The following is a 19,716-nucleotide window of genomic DNA, read 5'->3' as shown; positions in this document are numbered from 1 at the left end:
TGTTTTCTGGCATCACACCGCCTCGCGGGCATCGCAGGTTTTCATCAGGGGGAAATAACGGCGATCCGCCTGGCTCATGTGACCCACGACCAGCTCCTGAATGATGAAGTTGAGCAGGGCATCGTTGCCAAGGGTGCCCGCCTGTGCGGCCGCCATCAGCTGACCGGCTTTTTTCAGCAGATGCTGGTGCTCCTGGCGATGGGCCGCCAGCTCCTCATAGCCATATTGCGCGAGGACTTGCTCTTCGAGGAGGAAGTGCTGGCGCGCCATCTCGAATATCTGCGCCATGTCTGCCAGCAAGGCATCCGGATGGATGCCGGGATCCTGCATGTGCTCGAGCAAGCGGTTGGCCAGCAGGTAGAGCTGGCGGTGGTCCGCATCGATGCGGGGGTGGCCGCATGCGTGGGTGGGCTGCCATTGCAGGGTGCCGGGGAGGGGATCCTGTCCGGTGGAAAACAGGCAGACCCTGCCCCGGCCATGGTGCTTGGCTTGATACATGGCCTGATCGGCGTGGTGCATCAGGGTCTTGGGGTCGGTACCGTGATCCGGATAGAGGGCGACCCCTATGCTGCCGGAGATGCGCAGCGCCTGCTGCTCAAGCTGGAAGGGGTGATGCAGGCAGTGGTGCAGCTTGTCGGCGACCGCGAGGGCCGAGGCATCCGTATCGGGCAGCATGATGACGAATTCGTCCCCCCCAAGGCGTGCCACCAGATCTTCTTCCCTGACGCACTCCCCCATGCGCTCGGCCACCAGCTTGAGCAGCAGGTCGCCGGTTTCGTGGCCGAAGGTGTCATTGATGGGCTTGAAGTGGTCGAGATCGATGAAGACCAGGGCCAGGGGCTGCTGGGGAGCCTGCTCCAGGGTCTCCTTTAGCCGCTGTTGCAGCAGGCGGCGGTTGGCTAGGCCGGTGAGGGGGTCATAGAAGGCGAGGCGGCGCATCATCTCCTCCCGGGCCGAACGTTCGGTGACATCCCGGGTCACCCCCAAAATGGCGTCCGGTCTTGTGCTGGCGCTGCCATGCAAGGTAGTGACCGTCTCGATGGCCACCAGATGACCCTGCTTGTGGCGCAGCTGGGAGTGGATGACGCACCGGGTCTGCCCATGATCCCCCCGTTGCCAGGCCTCGAGGGAGGCGGTGATGCCGTCGCGAAGCTGTTTCCAGGACTCATCGGGGAGCAGCTGGCGCAGGGAGAGGGCAAAGAGTTCGGCGGGCTCATAGCCGCTCAGGGACGCGATGGCGGGGCTGATGTAACGAAAACGCAGGCTGTCGGTGTCCATGGTCCAGATCACGTCGCCGCTGTTCTCCGCCACGAAACGGTAGTGCTGCTCGCGCTGGGCCAGTTCCCGGGTGAGCCGCTGTCGGTCACTGGCCTCTTCCCGCAGACGCAGATAGAGGTGCAGGAAGACGCCGAGCAGGGCCAGCAGGGAGAAGGAGATCAGCATGGCGATGGCCACGCTCCTGTCGAGCAGTTGGCGCTGCTGGCGAAGGCTCGCCTGGGTACTGTTGTAGAGGAAGGGGGTGAGGTTGGGCACCGCCTTGATCATCCCGGCCTCCTGGTAGGTGCGGGCGATCTGCTGCCAGCGATCCTGCTGCATGTAGCCGGGCTCGATGATGTCGGGCTGCATCAGGGCCCGGGTTTCACGGGCCTCGAAGGCGAGCGCCTCGCGCCCGGCCCCGCTGGGGTAGTGCTCCAGGATCAGGTTGATCATCTCCTCGGGATGATCCATGGCATAGCGCCACCCCTTGAGGCTGGCCTGCAAGAAGCGCTGGACCCGTTCCTGCTGGTTGAAGACCTCATTTTCCGAGGTGAAGAGGTTGTCTCCGTAGAAGTCGTACCCGATGTCGCGGGGACTGAACACCCGGAAGGGAATGCCCTGTTGCTGCAAGGTGAAGGGCTCGGTTGTGCTGTAGGCGCTGATGACGTCCGCCTGGCCCCTCAGCAGTGCCTGTACCCCCCGCTCGTAGGGCAGGGTATCCCACTGCCGGCTGCGGGTGTAGCGATGCAGGTAGGTGAGCAGCTCGTTGGAGCCGGGTTCGAGCATCAGCCGCTTGTTGGCCAGATCGCCCGGGGTCTGGATATCCGGCCGCTCCAGGGTGATGAGCATCAGGGGGGAGTGCTGCAACATGGCGGCGAGCACCACCACTGGGCGGCCTGCTGCCCGGGCCAGCAGCAGATCGCTGCCGCGGATGCCAAACTGGGCGCGACCCGTGGTGACTTCATTGATGACGTCGGTGCCCGGCCCCGCCTCCCGCAGGGTGACCTGCAGGCCGGCCTCCTGGTAGAACCCCTTGGCGATGGCGGCGTAGTAACCGGCAAACTGGAACTGGTGCTGCCAGGGAAGTTGCAGGATGACGCGCTCATCCGCCCTGAGGGGAGCCGTGGTCAGGGTGGCAATCATCACCCAGAAGGGCAGAAGCCAGCGTACAGGCTGGCGAGATGCATCGGACTCCGTCATACCGCTGTTCTCTCGGGAGGTGCTCTTCTGGCTAGAGTCAAACAATTTCCTGCCATTCGCAAGGGGAGCAGGCCCCAATAAGATGGGGCGCGGGAGGCAGTAAAAGTCATTTTTGTGTCATTCATCACGTCAATGGGCGTCACGGCTCATTTTGAAACCTTGTCAACCCGTCACCGGCCCGGTGACAAGGGCATAAGGTGTTATTCCAGGAGGGGTGGCTGCCGCCTCTCTTCTCGCCTGTTAATGATAAACTGCGTGTTTTCGGCGACTCCCTCTTGTCTTCTCCTGTCGTATCAGAAGTTGATGCTCTTTCCCCGATCGGGTGTCGACCTGTGGCGGTCGGGGGACGCCTTCCTCCGTTCAGGGTGGTATGGTAGTCATCCGTTTCCTGTTTTCCGAGAAGGTCCTGTCATGTCTTCCTTGCGCCTGCTGCTCTCCGACTCCCACGATTCCCTGTTCAACCTCGCGGTGGAGGAGTGCATTTTTCGCCAGATGGACCCGGCCCAGCGGGTGCTGTTCCTGTGGCGCAACGACAATACGGTGGTGATAGGCCGGGCCCAGAACCCCTGGAAGGAGTGCAACACCCGCCGCATGGAAGAGGACGGGGTGACCCTGGCCCGGCGCAGCAGCGGGGGCGGCGCCGTGTTCCACGACCTTGGCAACAGCTGTTTCACCTTCATGGCGGGCAAGCCCGGTTATGACAAGAGCGTCTCCACCACCATCGTCATCGATGCCCTCGCCAGACTCGGCGTGAGCGCTTTTGCCTCCGGGCGCAACGACCTGCTGGTGGCGACCTCGGACGGGGATCGCAAGGTGTCGGGTTCGGCCTACCGGGAGACCCATGATCGCGGCTTTCACCACGGTACCCTGCTGCTGGATGCCGATCTCGGCCGCCTCGCCCACTACCTCAATCCCGACCCCAAGAAGCTGGCGGCCAAAGGCATCAGCTCGGTGAGAAGCCGGGTGGCGAACCTTGGCGAGCTGCTGCCTGGTCTGGATCATGAGCAGGTGGTGCAGGCCCTGTGCGACGCCTTCTTTGCCCATCACGGTGAGGTGGTGCAGCCCGAGCACATCTCCCCCGAGCGGATGCCCGACCTGCCCGGCTTTGCCGAGACTTTTGCCCGCCAACGCAGCTGGGAGTGGAACTTCGGCCATGCTCCCGCCTTCAGCCACCTGCTGGAGGAGCGCTTCCCCTGGGGCGGGGTCGAGCTTCATTTCGACGTGGAGAAGGGGGTGATAGGAAGGGCACAGATCTTCAGCGACACCCTGGATCCTGCGCCTCTGGATGACCTGGCCGCACGCCTGCTCGGGGTGGCCTATCGTCCCGAGGCCATCGCCGCGTTGCTGCGTCAGTGGCGGGCGACGTTTTCGGCCAACTCCGAGCTGGAAGGGTTTTCGGCATGGCTGCTGACCGCCCTGCGCTGACCTTGCCCATGACCAGGATCACAAGATGAACAGGGGAAAAGAGGGGAGAGGGGGCGCGGCGCCCATCAGGGCGCCAACATGACAAAAAGTAGGGCAGACCATTAGTTATTGTCTCTGTTGATAGAGGTGTCACTGGAGTATAAAAACCGCACCTCAGCAGTATCAATGGTATAAAAATGAATCACTTGGTCTATCTGAAAGATGAGGGCGTCAACGCCGTCTCCCCCGAATTCGCCCGCCGTTTTGCCACCGTCAAAGCCCACTTTTTCTCACGCAACCCCGACCTCTGGCCGGTGTTTCGCGAGCCCGGCTTTGCCACCCTCAACGAGTTTCGCGCCCGCGGACTGGCGCCGGACGCGCGCCTCAATGCCTGGCCAGATGGCCGCGCCCGTCTCGCGGATCTCTGCGAGACCATGCCGGTGCCAGCCACCATGCGCACGCCGGGGGAGCCCATGGCGGAGCTGCTGTTTGCCGGCGCCCTGTCAAAGGATTGGGAGAACCCCTCCAGCGTCGAGAACGTCATCACCATGTCGGCGGATCCCGCCATCTATGGCGCCCAGATGGGCATTCTGGCCAATCCCAACCTGGTCTACTCCGAATACGCCGGGGTGGCCGAGGAGCTGGAGAAGAAAGTGGTGCGCCAGATAGCGCTGCTGGCGGGTTATGACCCAGCTCGCGCCACCGGCATCTTCACCCAGGGGGGGACGTTTTGTAACCTCTACGGCTACCTGCTCGGCATCCGCAAGAGCCTGCCGGAGGCCAAGCACAAGGGGCTCGGTCATTATCAGGACTACCGCATCATCAACTCCCAGGGCGGCCACTACTCCAACATCACCAACCTCTCCCTGCTCGGGGTGGACATCGAGAACAAGACCATCCGCATCCAGGTCGGCGAGAACAACGACATCGATCTCGACCACCTCGAGCGTACCCTGACCGCCTGCTTCGCCCTTCATCACGTGGTGCCCACCATCATGCTCACCATGGGCACCACCGACACCTTCGGGGTGGATAGGGTCAAACCCGTGGTCGAGCTGCGGGATCGCCTCTGCGAGCGCTTCGAGGTGGCGGTCAGGCCCCACATCCACGTCGACGCCGCCATCGGCTGGTCGATGATCTTCTTCCTGGATTACGACTTTGCTGCCAACCCGCTCGCCATCAACGCCGCGACGCTCGCGGGGATCGAGCGCAACGTGAGCCGCTTCGCCGAGCTCAGATACGCCGACTCCTTCACCGTGGACTTCCAGAAGTGGGGCTATGTGCCCTACACCTCCAGCCTGGTGATGATAAAAGAGCAGAGCGATCTCAAGGCGATGGAGAACGATCCGGAGAACTTCTCCTACTTTGAGCGGGACATCCAGGGTCAGACCCACCTGCAATCCACCATCGAGTGCTCCCGCGGGGCGAGCGGCCTGTTCGGTGCCTATGCGGCCCTCAACTACCTGGGGGTGGAGGGGTATCGCACCGTGCTGGCCCACTGCCTGCAAAACGCCAACTACTTCCGCTTCCGGTTAAGCCAGCTCGGCAACGTCAAGCTGGTGGCCCAGGAGAACCAGGGGCCCAGTGTCGGCTTCAAGATCTACAACCCCGAGTGGGTGCAGGACCCGGAAGCCGAATTCGCCTTCGAGCTGGCCCGCTCCAGCGATCCCGCCTACAAGGCGCGCCTGCAGCGCAACACCGACTACCACCGCAGCCTGTTCAAGGGACGCGGCAAGGTAGGGCTCTACACCAACTGGGTGGAGGCGGTGGCGCACTCGGAATACGACGAGCGCGGCAAGTACTCCTATATCGCCGGGGAGAAGGCGGTCTTTATGAACCCCGCCTGCACCCGCGAACAGATCGACGCCTTTATCGCGCATATTCGTGGCTGAAAAGCCGCATCTTGTGATGTCATAAATAAAAACGGCGGGATAATCCCGCCGTTTTTATGGCTCAAGGCAGTGGTTACCGTTTCTGGATGGCGGTCACGGTGAGCTTGCCGGCCGGGTTCTCGGCGTGAAAGCGCACCGCATCCCCCACCTTCAGATCCTTGAGCAGGGCCGGATCGGCTACCCGAAAGACCATGGTCATGGGGGGCATCTTGAGGTTGGTGATCGCCTCGTGCCTGATGCCCACCTTGCCGTTGGCCGCGTCGATGCGGGTGATGACCCCCTTGGTCAGGGTCTGCTCGGTTTGCATGGCGGCCATGTCGTGGCCCTCATGGTTCATCCCCTCCATTTGCGCCATGTCGTGCCCCTGGTGGTTCATCATCTCCTCGGCCTGCAGGCTGGTGTGGGTGGCAAGGCCGAGCAGCAATGTCAGGGTCAACGTCTTGTAATTCATGATCTTTTCCTCGTCGTTTATTCAAAGTCGGTGGTGAAGTCGGGTCAGTCGGCTTGCCGGGGGTCGGCCTTGCCAAGGCTTCGGCTGCGCCACAGGTAGTAGGCGGCGGGCAGCACCAGCAGGGTCAGCACCAGCGCGCTCACCATGCCGCCAATCATGGGGGCGGCGATGCGCTGCATCACCTCGGAGCCGGTGCCGTGGCTCCACATGATGGGCAGAAGGCCTGCGATGATGGTCACCACCGTCATCATCTTGGGGCGCAGGCGCAGGGCGGCGCCGTGGATCACCGCCCGGTGCAGGCCCGCCTGGTCCGGCTTGCCGCTGGCCACGAGGTCATCCCAGGCGTGGTTGAGGTAGACCAGCATCAGGACGCCGGTCTCCACCGCCACCCCCGCCAGGGCGATAAAGCCCACCCCGACCGCCACCGAGAGGTTGAAGTCGAGCAGCCAGAGGGTCCAGATCCCGCCCACCACCGCCAGCGGCAAGGTGGTGAGAATGAGCAGCACCTCCTGGAAGCGGCGAAATGCCAGATAGAGCAGCAGCACGATAATGGCGATGGTGAGCGGCACCACGTAGGCGAGGCGCGCCTTGGCCCGCTCCATGTATTCGAACTGACCGGACCAGGTGAGGGCGTAGCCCGCCGGCAGCATCAGCTGCTTGTCCACCTCGGCCTTGGCCTGTGCCACGAAAGAGCCGATGTCGCGGCCGCGGATGTCCACGTAGACCCAGCCGTTGAGGCGCGCATTTTCACTGCGCAGCATGGGGGCCTCGTCGCTGATGTAGACCCGCGCCACGTCCGCCAGCGCGATGCGCGCACCGCTCGGGGTCACCAGCGGCAGCAGCTCCAGGCTCGCCACCGAATCGCGATAGCTCTGGGGGTAGCGCAGGTTGATGGGGTAGCGCTCGCGCCCCTCGATGGTCTGGCCCACCTCCATGCCGCCCACTGCTGTGGCGAGCACCGCCTGCACGTCGGCGATATTGAGGCCGTAGCGGGCCGCTTTCAGTCGGTCGATGTCCACCTTCACATAGCGGCCACCGGCCACCCGCTCGGCGTAGACCGATGAGGCGCCCTCCACCTTGCCGACGATCTGTTCCAGCTGCTGGCCGAGCTGCTGGATCACCTTGAGATCGAGCCCCGCAATCTTGATGCCCACCGGGGTCTTGATGCCGGTGGCCAGCATGTCGATGCGGGTCTTGATGGGGGGCACCCAGGCGTTGGTGAGACCGGGGAAGCGGATGAGGGAGTCGAGCTCTTCTTTGAGCTTTTCCGGGGTCATGCCGGGGCGCCATTGGTCGCGTGGCTTGAGCTGGATGCTGGTCTCCATCATCACCAGGTCGGCGGGGTCGGTGGCCGATTCGGCGCGCCCCGCCTTGCCAAACACGTTCTGCACCTCGGGCACGGTGCGAATGAGCTTGTCGGTCTGCTGTAAAATCTCTCGCGCCTTGCCCACCGAGATATTGGCCGCGGTGGTGGGCATGTACATGATGTCCCCCTCATCGAGCGGCGGAATAAACTCGGAACCCAGGTACTTGAGCGGCCAGAAGCCCGCCACCGTCACCACGGCGGCGATGGCCAGGGTGGTTTTCGGGCGGGCCAGGACGGCTTTCAGCAGCGGCACATAGCCCTGGCTCAGCCAGCGGTTGAGCGGGTTGGCCTGCTCCGCCAGCACCTTGCCACGGATGAAGTAGCCCATGATCACCGGCACCAGGGTGATGGCGAGCCCGGCCGCCGCCGCCATGGCGTAGGTCTTGGTATAGGCGAGGGGGTGGAACATTCGCCCCTCCTGAGCCTCCAGCGCGAACACCGGCAGGAAGCTGATGGTGATGATCAGCAGGGAGAAGAAGATGGCGGGGCCGACTTCGATGCTCGCTTCGACGATCACTTGCCAGCGGTTCTTCTCGTTAAGCTCGGTGCGCTCCATATGTTTGTGGACGTTCTCGATCATCACGATGGCGCCATCCACCATGGCGCCGATGGCGATGGCGATGCCGCCGAGCGACATGATGTTGGCGTTGATCCCCTGCAGGTGCATCACGATAAAGGCGGTCAGGATGGCGATGGGCAAGGAGATGACCACCACCAGGGATGAGCGCAGGTGGAACAGGAAGGCGAGGCATACCAGCACCACCACCGCGAACTCCTCGACCAGCTTGCCGGAGAGGTTGTCGATGGCGCGCTGGATAAGGTCGGATCGATCGTAGACGGTGACCACCTCCACCCCCTCTGGCAGGCTGCTTTTCAGCTCCGCCAGCCGCGCCTTGACCCCGTCGATGGTGTGCTGGGCATTCTCGCCATAGCGCATGACGATAATGCCGCCCACAACTTCCCCTTCGCCGTTGAGCTCGGCCAGACCGCGCCGGCTCTGGGGGCCGGTGACTACATCCGCCACGTCACCCAACAGCAGCGGGGCGCCGCGCACAGTGGTACCGAGGGGAATCTGTTTTAAGTCCTCCACGCTTTTCAGATAGCCGTTGGAGCGCACCATGTACTCCGCTTCCGCCATCTCGATGACGGAGGCACCGGTCTCCTGATTGCCCTGCTTGATGGCGGTCTCGATAAGGGAGAGCGGGATGCCGTAGGCGCGCAGCTTGTCCGGGTCGACCCGCACCTGATACTGGCGAACCATGCCGCCCACGGTGGCGACTTCGGAGACCCCGTCCACCGTCTGTAACTCGTACTTGAGGAACCAGTTCTGCAGGGAGGTGAGCTCGCTGAGATCATGCTTGCCGGTTCTGTCCACCAGCGCGTACTGGTAGACCCAGCCCACCCCGGTGGCATCGGGGCCGAGCTGGGGGCGGGCAGAGGCGGGCAGGTTGGGGGCAACCTGGCTCAAATACTCCAGCACCCGGGCGCGGGCCCAGTAGAGGTCGGTGTCGTCGTCAAACAGTACATAGACGAAGGAGTCGCCGAAGAAGGAGTAGCCGCGCACCGTGGTGGCCCCCGGCACCGCCAGCATGGCGGTGGTAAGCGGGTAGGTCACCTGATCCTCCACCACCTGCGGTGCCTGGCCCGGGTAGGCCGTCTTGATGATCACCTGCACGTCGGAGAGATCCGGCAGGGCGTCCACCGGGGTCTGTTTGACCGACCAGAGCCCCCAGGCGGTGAGCATGAGGGTCAACAGCAGCACCAGAAAGCGGTTGCCGATGGACCAGCGAATAATCGACGGGATCATGATTGAACTCCTTTCTCACCAAGTACAGAGAGCGGAGAGCGGTTGCCTGTCAGGCAGCGAATGATGGCAGGGATCATGACTTCTTCTCCATCTCGGGCATCGCCATCTGATGCTGGCTATGGTCCATGCCTTCCATCTTCTCCATCTCATCTGTTGCTGGCTTGGCGTCGCCGTCAGTAGCGGGTGCCTTCTCCTGATGGATGGTGGTGATGCGGTACTCATCCCCCTCCTGCATCACTTGCAGATGGAGGGTCTGCCCCTCGGCCAGCTGGCTGATGTCGACCCCCTCGGCAACGCTGAACTCCATCTCCATGGCGGGCCACTGCCACTCGGGGATGGGCTGGTGGGAGACCATCAGGGTGCGGTTGGTCAGATCGATGCTTTCAACCTCGCCCTGGGTCCATATTTGGGCAGGACGCACCGCCGTCATGCGCTGGAAGTCGGAATCGATGGCCGATTCGGAGTCGAGCAGGAACTGGGCCGAGCTGACGATGTTGTCCCCCGCTTCAACGCCCTCCCGGATGGCCACCTTGTCGCCAAACTGGGGGCCCAGGGTGACGGCCACCGACTTGAAGCTGCCATCCCCCAGCGCCAGCACCAGCCTGTCCTGGCTGCCGGTGCGGATCACCGCTTCGCTCGGCACAACCAGTTGCGGCTCTCCCTTGCCCGCCTGAATGGTCACCTTGGCGAACATATTGGGTTTCAGGAACTCGTCCGGGTTGGCAAAGCGCAGCCGCACCTTGAGGGTACGGGTGGCGGCGTCCAGGGTCGGGTAGAGGTAATCGACCCGGCCTTGCCAGTGGCGGCCGGGGGCATAGTCGAGGGTCATGGTGACCGGATCCCCCACCTTCAGCTGGGCGGCCTGGCGCTCGAACACCTCGGCGCTCACCCACACCTGTTTGAGGGTACTGATGTTAAAGAGCGCCGCGGCGGGCTCCACATACTGGCCCTCGCGCACCTTGAGCTCGGAGACATAGCCGCTGCTGGGGGCATAGATACGCACCGTCTCCTGCACCTGACGTGTGCGCTTGAGGGCCGCAATCTGATCTGCCGGTACTTGCAGGGACTTGAGCTTGCCCTCGGCGGCGCGCAGCAGCAGGGGGTTGGCGGTGTTGAGGGCGAGCAGATACTCGTGCTGGGCGTTGACCAGATCCGGGGCGTAGAGCTCGTAAATCAGGCTCCCCTTGCTCACCTGCTGCCCCTCGCTCTTGATGGCGAGGGTGCGGATCCAGCCCGCCATGCGGGCGTTGACCGCCTCCAGCCTGTCCTCGTCATAGCCGACGTAGCCCACCGTATCGATCTGCTGGTGGATGGGGAGCTTCTCCACCTTGGCGAGCCGCACCCCCAGGTTCTGCTGGATCTCCGGGCTGATGGTGACTGTGCCCGGCGAGCCGTTTTTTTGTTCCTCATAGACGGGGATAAAGTCCATCCCCATGTTGTCCTTGGCCGGGCCGTCGCGCTTGTCGCGCGGGTCCATGGGGTTGACCCAGTAGAGGGGCGTCTTCTCCCTGGCGGTGGCACCACCGTCCGTCTGTTTGGCGGCCCAGTAGCCGCCACCGGCGCCGAGGGCCAGCAGCAGGGCGAACATCAACAGTGTCTTGTTCATGACAAGCCTCCGGCGCGCTGGAGGTGAAGGGAGGGTTGGCACGGCTGCGCGCAGGCAGACCGGGTAACGGGGGGGGATGACATGGTATCTCTTCTCTTCTGTCGGGCCGCCGGTGTGGTGATGAGCATGGGCCAGACATCACCACGAGGCGGCAAACGGGGCGCAGCTGTGTCAGCGCGCACGGCTCCCTGCGAGCGGGCCGGTTTGGCCGGGGCGCAGGGTCAGGCAAGGCGGCAGAAAACGGGCAAGCCGAGGCTTGCCGCTGCCGCGAGAGAAGCGCTTTCTAGTGGCGCAGCACCGACAGCATCAGGTGTCGGCGCGGCCAGGAGGGAGGGTGGGTGCCGCGGGATCGCAGGAAGGGATCCCGCAACCAGTTGTCCAGCAGGGGGGCGAGGCGCCACGAAGGGAGCAACAGCAGGGGAAGCAGCAGTGACAGCAGCAGGCCGAGCAGGGGCGGCGCACTGGTGGCGCCGAAGAGGCCGCTCTGCATCTGGCACTCCTCCCCGGGCGGGGCCGCCTCACTCTGGGGGCCACCGTGGCAGGAGAGGGAAGCTGTGTCGGCCTGGTGCATGGCGGAATGCTGCACCGGCTCGCTCTGGTGCAGTCCATGAGACAGGGGGGACTGCGCCGGAGTCAGGATGGATGCGGATGCACTGCTTGGCAGGGCGGTGGCCGCCCCATGCCAGCCGATGCACAGGGTGAGATTGCAGACGAGCATCAGCCCCAGCAACAGCCGGGCGATGAACGTGGTGGGCAATCTCGATGAGAGCATGGGTGGTTTCCCGGTGACGGATGGGCCTAATCTAAACCTTGCCGAAAGGAGAAGGTCAAGGCCTGGCAAGCGCCGTCTGCCTGGGAATTGACATGGATTAAAAAAGGGCGGGGCAGTGAACAAAAAAAGCCCCCGCATGGGCGGGGGCAGGTTCTTTTGGCGAGGGCGAGCCTGGCGTGGGGATCAGGCGAAGCAGGTCCAGATGGGGGCGTGATCCGAGGGCTTGTCGATGCCGCGCAGCTCGTAGTCGATGCCGGTCTCGGTCACTTTGTCCTTGAGGGCGTCGGAGGCCATGATGAGGTCGATGCGCAGGCCCCGGTTCTCGTCAAAGCCCCTGGAGCGGTAGTCGAACCAGGAGAAGCGCTCGCACTCGGTGGGGTTGGCGGCGCGGAAGGTGTCGGTGAGGCCGAACCCCTTGAGGCGCTCCATCCATTCCCGCTCGATGGGCAGGAAGGAGCACTTGCCATCCCGCAGCCAGCGCTTGCGGTTCGCCTCGCCGATGCCGATGTCGAGATCCGTGGGGGAGATGTTCATATCCCCGATCAGCGCTATCTGGTCGTCCGGAGTGTGGTGGGTCTCGAGGTAGTGCTGCAGGTCTTCATAGAACTTCTGCTTGGCCGGGAACTTGGTCTCGTGATCCTGGCTCTCCCCCTGGGGGAAGTAGCCGTTCATCACCTTGATGACGGAGCCGTCTTCCCGCTTGAAGCTGGCCATGATCATGCGGCGCTGGGCATCTTCCGGATCGGTGGGGAAGCCCTTTTGCACCTCGATGGGAGCCTGCTTGCTCATGATGGCGACCCCGTAATGCCCCTTCTGGCCGTGGAAGACCACGTGGTAGCCCATGGCCTCCACGTCCGCGACCGGGAAGGCTTCGTCGTGCACCTTGATCTCCTGCAGGCCGATCACGTCCGGCTGGTGCTTGTCGATAAGGGCTTGCAACTGATGAAGACGTGCGCGCAGGCCATTGATATTGAAAGAGATGATCTTCATGTTCGGGGTGCTCATGTCGTTTTTGTTCGTCGCTTATTGGACTAGGAATCCGCGATGGATGCAAGTTCGGGGGCTGTGACTGGCGCAGCGGCTCGGGAATCTGTTCACGATCTGTCGCGAGAGTCTGTCAGCAAGGTGACGCGCAGCAGAGGAACCTGAGTGCATAGGTATACATGAGAGCGCCTGGCGACACATAAGCGAGCAGCATATGAGCCTTGGAAGCGGCTTCCCAGCAAGATCGTGGACAGGTTTCTAGCGGGTCATCTTCTTGACAAACACCACCACGAACAGTGCCAGCGTGAAGCTGCCGGTAAAGGCTTCGAAGGCGGCGAAGATCCGCGACAACCCCACCGGGGTGAAGTCCCCATACCCCAGCGTGGTGAAGGTCACCACGCTGTAGTAGAGGCACTCCATCAGGAAGATGGCGTTCTGCTCCAAGGGGGCGTCCGGGCGATAGATGAGGTGGGTGCCCGCGAAGTTGAGGCCGCAGAAGAAGTAAAAAATGCTGCAGATGACGATGAGCAGCAGGGAGAAGAGCACCACCCGCATCGGGGCCTCGCCGTAGCCGCAGAAGAGATCCACTATCCAGGAGGCGAAGCGGCGGTAGGACCAGAACGGCATCTGCAGGCGGCGCATGGTGAGCTCCTGCTGGATGTAGCGACCGGACATGGTGAAGATGCCCTGGGCCTCCGAGGCCTTGCGCAGATCCCGGTAGGTCTCCTCCGCCTCCTTGAACCAGACGCGGGCCTGTGCCGGGTCCCGCTCGCGGCGCCCCTTTCTGTCCTGCATCAGCCGCTTGCCCGTCTCCAGGTTGTCGAGACGGGTGTTCTTCCAGCGGATGCCGAGCAGGTTGACGTCGTCGAGGGTGGCGCAGTGGAGGTTCGCTTCGCTCAGATCGGCCTTCATCAGGCTGCCGCCCTTGATGCGAATGCCGTAGAGATGGGCCCCCCGCAGGTTGGCGCGATAGAGGTTGCACTGCTCCAGCAAGAATCCCTCCGGACCCTGCCTGTTCACCAGGTTGAGATCCGCCAGCTCGGCGCGGGCCAGTTGCAGGCCGTGGCACAGGCCCCCCTGGCGCACATAGCGCTCCAGCGCCTCGGCGGTATCAGGGGTGTTGTGGGCCGCAGCGGGGTCGTGCCAGCGGCAGAGATCATGATCCCCTGCCTCTTCGGTGCAGTGGCGGCCATCGGCCACCAGGTATCGGCACATTGCCATGGTGTTGCCCCTCCCTTCCCTGAGTCAGTATCAGCATAGGTGAGGGGAGGAGGGGGGATATCAGCTGTGCTGATGATATTCCTGGCGCAGCTTGCGAAAACGTTCCTGCTGGGCGGGGTTGAGGGGGATGCCCTCCAGCACCTCCAGGGTCTCCTTGCACTCGGCGCCAAACTCCGGGCTCTTGCGGTTCTTCTGCATGAGTTGCAGCAGCACCTGGATCTTGTTGAGGGCGGCGCCGGTATTGGCGGGCGCCCGGCGCAGGGCCTCGCGAAAGTGGCCGAGGGCCTGCTCCAGCTCCCCGGCCTGATAGGCCTTGATGCCCAGATCGTTGAGCTGCTGATAGCGCTGGCGCCGCTCCTGCACCGTCTTGTCATCCCGGGTCACCTGGATGCAGGTGGTGAGCAGCCGATCCTCATCCTCCGCCAGCAGGGGTTGCAGGCTCTCGGCGTACTCGAACTCCCCGAGCTGATAGAGGGCGAGTATGGTCTCGCCAAGGAGGGCCGGAGGCATGGTGGCGGGCTCGTCCAGCCAGTTCTGGTTGGCGCGATAGAGCATCTTCTTGCCCTTTAGCAGCTCTCCCAGGGCGATGCGCACCCGGGCCTGGCAGATCTGCTCGAACACCGGGTAGTTGAACTCCGACATCATCAGGGAGTCGCGGATGCGCGACAGGGCGGAGTTGACCTGCTTCTGCAGGTTGGCGATGTGGTAGCCGTCGTTGCTGTTGAGGGCATAGAGGGTAAGGGTCTGGATATAGGCCCCGAGATAATGGGGCGTGCGGTGGATCGAGTTGCGCGACAAGTCGATGAGGGCGAGCAGCACGTCCTTGGCCTGGGCGTAGTCGTGCCGTTGCAGGCACACCTCCGCCAGACGGCGGGAGAGCTGCACCGACTGGGGAGAGATGTCCACCGCCCGGCGCAGCTCCTGCTGGGCCTGCTCGTCATTGCCCAGCGCCAGCAGGGACTCCGCGAGCCAGAGGTAAGCCTCCACCATCAGGGGTGTGTGTTTCAGGGTGGCTTGCAGGTGGCTTACCGCCTCCTCGTGCAGACCCAGGGTATGGCACGCCTTGCCCAGGGTGAGGCGAGCCCAGCTGTTCTCCTGCCCCGCCAGCAGCTGGCGCATCAGGCTGCGGGCCTCCTTGGCCTGGCCCAGCTTGAGCTGGGTGTCGGCCTGCAGGCAGCGGCAGAAGTTGGCAAAGCGTGGCACCGCGTCCGCCTGTTTGGCACAGGACTCCACCAGGGCGGGCAGATCGTCCCGGGTGAGGGCGCTGAAGACGCTCTCCAGCGCCTGGCGCCGGGCGAGGGCGCGTTTGAGACGAAACGAGAACTGCTCCTGGGAGAAGGGCTTCATCAGGTATTCGTCGGGCTCGGCTTCCAGCGCGCTCAGCACCATGGCGCGGGAGCCGTCGCTGCTGACCATGATCACCACGCTCTGGGGCGGAATGAGTTGCTGATCCCGCAGGCTCTCCAGCAACTGGCGGCCGTTCTCGCCCGCCCCCAGCTCATAGTCGAGCAGATAGATGTCGAAGCTCTCTTTCTGGCAGCGGCGGCGCGCCTCGTCGGCGGAGTTGGTGTAGGTGATGCGGTTGATGCCGATGTTGATCAGCATCGCCTTCATCATCATCTGGAAGGAACGCTGTTCGTTGACCAGCAGGATGCGCTTGGGCTTGGGCTGGGGTTTCTTCTCGGGTACGGAGTCCGGTGTCTGCATCTGTCTGGCATCAAGGCGCTACGGGCTGGTGGGAGAAGTGTGCCACCAAAGTCCGCAGGCAGGCAATTGCACATGGGGAGGCCCCCCGGTTTTTCCCGCAGACCTTGGGTGAAAAAAAGGGTGTCTTGCCTTTGATCCCGGTCAAGGGAAGGCGAGTTGGCACTGGCAGGCGCTGCCCCGGTTTTTAGACTTGAAGAGCGTCAGCATGCGGGAGGCAACAGAGGGCAGGGTGCCCGTCTGCTCCCTTGCCCGCTCACAAGGAGGGATCAGATGAGTTTGCTACCGAGTCGCACCAGCCTGTTTGATGACCTGTTCCACGACATGGCCTCCGGCTTCTACATCCGCCCCCTGCACGGGGACCCGTTGCCCAGCCAGATCAAGCTGGATCTGCGGGAGAGCGGGGATGACTACCTGCTGCAGGCGGAATTGCCCGGGGTGGCGAAGGAGGACATCCACGTGGACGTGCACGGCAAGCTGGTGACCCTGAAGGCGGAGATCCGCCAGTTTGACAGCCAGAACAAGGATGAACGGGCCCTGCGCAGCGAGCGCTATTATGGCAGCGTGTCGCGCAGCGTCGAGCTGCCGGTGGAGGTGTCGCCAGAGCAGGTGAGCGCCCGCTTTGACAACGGCATCCTCACCCTGCGCCTGCCCAAGCAGGCGGCCAGCCCCGCGCCCCACCGCATCCCCATCGAATAGGCGGTCAGTGAACGAGGCCCCGCACTGCGGGGCCTCGTCATTCAGGGCTGCTTGCGCACCAGATAGGGGGCAAACTCGGGGGTGTGGCTGGCGGCAAAGCCCGTGGCGGTCTTCTCGATGAGATAGACCGCCAGCTTGTGCTCCCTGGCAAAGGCCATCGCCCGCTCGGGGCCCATCACCATGAGGGCGGTGTCGAGGGCATCGGCCTCCAGGGCCGTGGGGGTGATGACGGTGGCGGAGACCAGCTTGTGGGTCACGGGCTCGCCGGTGGCGGGATCGATGATGTGGGAGTAGCGCTTGCCGTCGAGCTCGTAATAGTTGCGATAGCTGCCGGCGGTGCTCACCGCCATGCCGTTCGGGGTCACCACGTCCTCGATGGCGCCCGGTCTGTCCGAGGGCTCGACGATGGCCACCCGCCAGGGATTGCCCTTGTCGTTGTGCCCCTTGCTGCGCACCGCCCCCGCCACCTCGATGAGGTAGTTGTGAACCCCTTTTTGCTCCAGCAGCCCGGCTATCTCGTCGGAGGCCGCCCCCTCGCCCAGGGTGGAGAGATCCAGATAGAGGTCTGGGATGGCCTTGCCGAGCAGGAAGTGATCCCCCTCGGGGGTCAGGGTGAGCTTGTCGATGCCGACCCGCTCCCGCGCCTTGGCGATCTGCTCTGCGCCGGGCCGCCTGACCGGGCGCTTGTCCGGCCCGAATCCCCACAGATTGACCAGGGGGCCCACGGTGACATCGAGAACCCCCCTGGTGAGGTGCCCGGCGTCAATGCCCTGTTGCACAATCTTCGCCATGGTGGCCGGGATGACCTGGGGGGGCTGCCCCGTTCCCTGATTGAAGCGGGAGATGAGGGAGCCCGGATCATAGGTGGAGATCTCCTTGTTCAGGCGTGCCAGCAGCGCCTCCACCTCCTGTTGCAGTGCCCCCTGTCCGCCGGGGAAGGGGTCGCTCAGGGTCACCGCATAATAGGTGCCCATGGTGTTGCCCTGGATGCGGGTCTGGGTCGGGGCCGGCTGGCAGGCGCCAAGCAGCAGGATCAGGGAGAGCAGCAGGGGGCGCGCCAGCGCAGGCGCAAAGGGGAACTTCATCTCTCATTCTCGCGGGAGTCATCGACGGGGGAGCAGCTTAGCCAACGGCTGCGGTGTTGGCGAGTGGCCGTGGGCGGGAAGGCCGCAAATAATTAAGCCAGACGGGGATGTAATCAACCCGCTTTGGGCCCCGGGTCGGGATAAAAGAAGTGACCGGGCCCGCAGGCTGGCCCAAAAGCCGTCGTCCTTCGGCGACATTTGAATACAATGAAGATCGATCCTGACAGCATCTTTGCGGGTCGCGCCCACGGGGGCGAGATGCCTGTGCTGTCATCCTTCGTCAATCAAAGGAGAAAATGATGAAAAAGGTGTTAACCCTGCTGCTTCTTGGCTCCCTCGCCACCCCGGTCCTGGCCGACGAGTGCGCACTGGTGATCGAAGGCAATGACGCCATGCAGTACAACCAGACCGCGATGAGCGTGCCGGCCACCTGCAAGGAGGTGACGGTGACCCTCAATCACACGGGCAAGCTGCCGGTGGCCAACATGGGCCACAACTGGGTGCTGGCCAACACCGCCGACTATCAGGCCATCGCCACCGCCGGCATGAGCGCCGGGGTCGATCACGACTACCTGCCCAAGGATGACCCCAGGATCCTGGCCCACACCAAGCTGGTGGGGGGCGGCGAGAGCACCAGCGTCACCTTCAAGACCGACGGCCTGGCGGGCAAGGATCTCACCTTCTTCTGCTCCTTCCCGGGCCACTTCGCCCTGATGAAGGGCAGCTTCAAGGTGGTGTAGTGCCAAGGGGCGTGTCGCCGCCAGCACAAGCAAAAGCCGGGAGGGTCCCGGCTTTTTTGTCTTCGCTTGCGCTGCGTCGCGGTGCTTTCATGATCTGGTCTGGGGTGGCAAGGAGATGAGCGGCGTACAATAGGCCGCAAATGGGCCAGTGGCTCGCCTATGCCCCTTCGGAAAAGAGAGCATGAACGCAGTGAAATGGATGCTTGGCTGTTGCCTGATGCTGCTGTGTGCCATCGCGCTGGCCGCCGAGCCCCCGGTGAAGAAGAGCCGGAGCGGCATCTGTCACCCCAAGGGCGGCACCTACTACAGCCGCACCAGGCACTATACCCCCTATGACACCATGCAGGCCTGCCTCGACAGCGGGGGGCGTGCCCCCCGGCGTTAAACGGCGGACTGCTTGGGCTGCAGGGTAAAGAAGGCGAGGGTGGTCTTCTTGCCGCACTCGAAGCGGATGCTCTCCTCCCCCTGCACCACCAGGGTCTCGCCCGGTGCGACCTGTTGCCCCTGCACGGTGAGCTGGCCCTCCAGCAGGTGGCAGAGGTAGCACTTGTCCGCCTCCAGGGTGAGGCTGAGGGGGAAGGGCAGGTTCAGCACCCGCACGTTGGCGCTGATGCGCGCCGGGTGGTAGATGAGCCCGAGATCCGTCACCTCTTTTTTCAGCAGCTCGCAGCGGGTCTCGTCATCCCCGCTGAAGTGGGCCGCCTCGAAAGTGGCGTAGGGGTGGCCGTTGAGCACGAAACCGGCACCGCTGACGGGCAGCAGGATGCGCTGGTAGCCGGGAAAGCGGGAGAAACTCCCTGCTTCCTTGATGGGGGCCGAGCTCAGCCGGTAGTCAAAGTCGAGCTTGTCCAGGGTCGAACCAGGGGGGGAGATCAGGATCTGGGCCGTGGTGCCCTGCCTGTTCTTCCAGGGCATTTTCAACTGGTCGGACTCTTTAATCAGGGTGATCACGATGGCGCCTCGGCGGGAAGGGGAGAGTGGGGCCAGTGATACCATCTCCGGGAGTGGCTCACAAGGCGCCGCCAGCGCAGGCCGCGCTGGTTGGCCACAAATCAGGCAGCGGCCCCCCTGACGCTGACCCTAATCGGTCGACTCAAGCCCTTTTTCTATCTTGTCCAGCAGTTGCTGCAACTGCGCTATCTCCGCCGGCGTCAGCAGGGAACACAGCCGTTCGTCGAGCCGTGCGGCCTCCTGCTCCCCCTGGTTGACCCGCTCGCAGGCCAGCGGGGTCAAGGCCAGGCAGATGCTGCGTCTGTCAGTGGGATGGGGCCGCTTCTCGATGAGCCCCTGTTTCTCCATCTCCTGCAGCAGGCGCGTCACCTGCGCCTTGTCGCGGCCCGATCGCTGCGCGATGAGCTGCGGCGTGGCGGGATCCAGCGCATGGATCAGTTGCAGCACCTTGTAATGGAGGGGGCTAAGGGCGATCTGCTGTGCCCGGAAATGCTGGGTCATGGCGATTTTGTACTGATCGAGGATCCGGAAGAGGCGGTTTGACAACTTCATGGTTGATAAAGTCAACTTAAAAGGA

At 63.6% G+C, this 19,716-nt stretch carries 16 protein-coding genes; 5 read left to right on the top strand and 11 right to left on the bottom strand.

Annotation, left to right across the window (positions count from 1 at the left end):
- Positions 1–12: 12 nt before the first annotated feature.
- Positions 13–2,400, bottom strand: coding sequence for a diguanylate cyclase domain-containing protein (locus tag ACVDHI_RS01545; RefSeq protein ID WP_447211693.1), 2,388 nt, complete (start codon positions 2,398–2,400; stop codon positions 13–15).
- A 468-nt stretch (positions 2,401–2,868) separates the two neighbouring features.
- Here ACVDHI_RS01545 and ACVDHI_RS01540 point away from each other — a divergent pair, with 468 nt between their 5' ends.
- Together ACVDHI_RS01540 and ACVDHI_RS01535 are read left to right on the top strand one after the other, a co-directional pair.
- The gene (locus ACVDHI_RS01540; RefSeq protein WP_447211604.1) at positions 2,869–3,882 is read left to right on the top strand and encodes a lipoate--protein ligase; all 1,014 of its coding nucleotides are present in this window, start codon (positions 2,869–2,871) and stop codon (positions 3,880–3,882) included.
- Between the two features lie 176 nt (positions 3,883–4,058).
- Entirely contained in the window at positions 4,059–5,753 is a 1,695-nt protein-coding gene (locus tag ACVDHI_RS01535) for a pyridoxal phosphate-dependent decarboxylase family protein (protein WP_301481925.1), read from the top strand.
- Between the two features lie 73 nt (positions 5,754–5,826).
- Here ACVDHI_RS01535 and ACVDHI_RS01530 read toward each other — a convergent pair whose 3' ends face one another.
- From ACVDHI_RS01530 to ACVDHI_RS01500, 7 genes are all read right to left on the bottom strand, one after another.
- Positions 5,827–6,204, bottom strand: coding sequence for a copper-binding protein (locus ACVDHI_RS01530; protein ID WP_447211603.1), 378 nt, complete (start codon positions 6,202–6,204; stop codon positions 5,827–5,829).
- Positions 6,205–6,248: 44 nt separating this feature from the next.
- The gene (locus ACVDHI_RS01525; protein ID WP_447211602.1) at positions 6,249–9,377 is read right to left on the bottom strand and encodes an efflux RND transporter permease subunit; all 3,129 of its coding nucleotides are present in this window, start codon (positions 9,375–9,377) and stop codon (positions 6,249–6,251) included.
- Positions 9,378–9,450: 73 nt separating this feature from the next.
- Complete coding sequence (locus ACVDHI_RS01520; protein WP_447211601.1) at positions 9,451–10,983, bottom strand: efflux RND transporter periplasmic adaptor subunit; 1,533 nt, start codon at positions 10,981–10,983, stop codon at positions 9,451–9,453.
- Between the two features lie 283 nt (positions 10,984–11,266).
- Entirely contained in the window at positions 11,267–11,755 is a 489-nt protein-coding gene (locus ACVDHI_RS01515; protein WP_447211600.1) for a hypothetical protein, read from the bottom strand.
- Between the two features lie 183 nt (positions 11,756–11,938).
- Positions 11,939–12,745, bottom strand: coding sequence for an exodeoxyribonuclease III (gene xthA / locus ACVDHI_RS01510; protein WP_010673667.1), 807 nt, complete (start codon positions 12,743–12,745; stop codon positions 11,939–11,941).
- Positions 12,746–12,997: 252 nt separating this feature from the next.
- Positions 12,998–13,960 carry an ion channel gene (locus tag ACVDHI_RS01505; RefSeq protein ID WP_029314056.1) on the bottom strand — a complete coding sequence of 321 codons (963 nt, stop codon included), beginning with the start codon at positions 13,958–13,960 and terminating at the stop codon, positions 12,998–13,000.
- A gap of 60 nt (positions 13,961–14,020) precedes the next feature.
- A complete protein-coding gene (locus ACVDHI_RS01500) occupies positions 14,021–15,667 on the bottom strand; it encodes a tetratricopeptide repeat protein (RefSeq protein WP_447211599.1) in 1,647 nt (548 codons plus the stop codon).
- A 270-nt stretch (positions 15,668–15,937) separates the two neighbouring features.
- Here ACVDHI_RS01500 and ACVDHI_RS01495 point away from each other — a divergent pair, with 270 nt between their 5' ends.
- The gene (locus ACVDHI_RS01495) at positions 15,938–16,363 is read left to right on the top strand and encodes an Hsp20/alpha crystallin family protein (protein WP_039039212.1); all 426 of its coding nucleotides are present in this window, start codon (positions 15,938–15,940) and stop codon (positions 16,361–16,363) included.
- A gap of 41 nt (positions 16,364–16,404) precedes the next feature.
- Here the strand turns inward: ACVDHI_RS01495 and ACVDHI_RS01490 are convergent, their stop codons facing one another.
- Positions 16,405–17,448: an FAD:protein FMN transferase gene (locus ACVDHI_RS01490; RefSeq protein WP_323931639.1), complete on the bottom strand. Its 1,044-nt coding sequence runs from the start codon at positions 17,446–17,448 to the stop codon at positions 16,405–16,407.
- Between the two features lie 299 nt (positions 17,449–17,747).
- Between ACVDHI_RS01490 and azu the strand changes: the two genes are divergently transcribed.
- Together azu and ACVDHI_RS01480 are read left to right on the top strand one after the other, a co-directional pair.
- Positions 17,748–18,188: an azurin gene (gene azu / locus ACVDHI_RS01485; protein WP_201925766.1), complete on the top strand. Its 441-nt coding sequence runs from the start codon at positions 17,748–17,750 to the stop codon at positions 18,186–18,188.
- A gap of 181 nt (positions 18,189–18,369) precedes the next feature.
- Positions 18,370–18,573 (top strand): hypothetical protein, encoded by a 204-nt coding sequence (locus tag ACVDHI_RS01480; protein WP_039039209.1) that lies wholly within the window; start codon positions 18,370–18,372, stop codon positions 18,571–18,573.
- Here the strand turns inward: ACVDHI_RS01480 and ACVDHI_RS01475 are convergent.
- Both ACVDHI_RS01475 and ACVDHI_RS01470 read right to left on the bottom strand, forming a co-directional pair.
- Entirely contained in the window at positions 18,570–19,139 is a 570-nt protein-coding gene (locus ACVDHI_RS01475) for a HutD family protein (protein WP_042865347.1), read from the bottom strand. The genes ACVDHI_RS01480 and ACVDHI_RS01475 overlap by 4 nt on opposite strands.
- Positions 19,140–19,268: 129 nt before the next feature.
- Positions 19,269–19,691, bottom strand: coding sequence for a MarR family winged helix-turn-helix transcriptional regulator (locus ACVDHI_RS01470; protein ID WP_050498310.1), 423 nt, complete (start codon positions 19,689–19,691; stop codon positions 19,269–19,271).
- Positions 19,692–19,716: the final 25 nt, after the last annotated feature.

The organism is Aeromonas sp. 25-248 (assembly GCF_053005425.1).
Note: the sequence above shows the minus strand (reverse complement) of the source record. Positions and strands in the feature narration are given on the sequence as shown.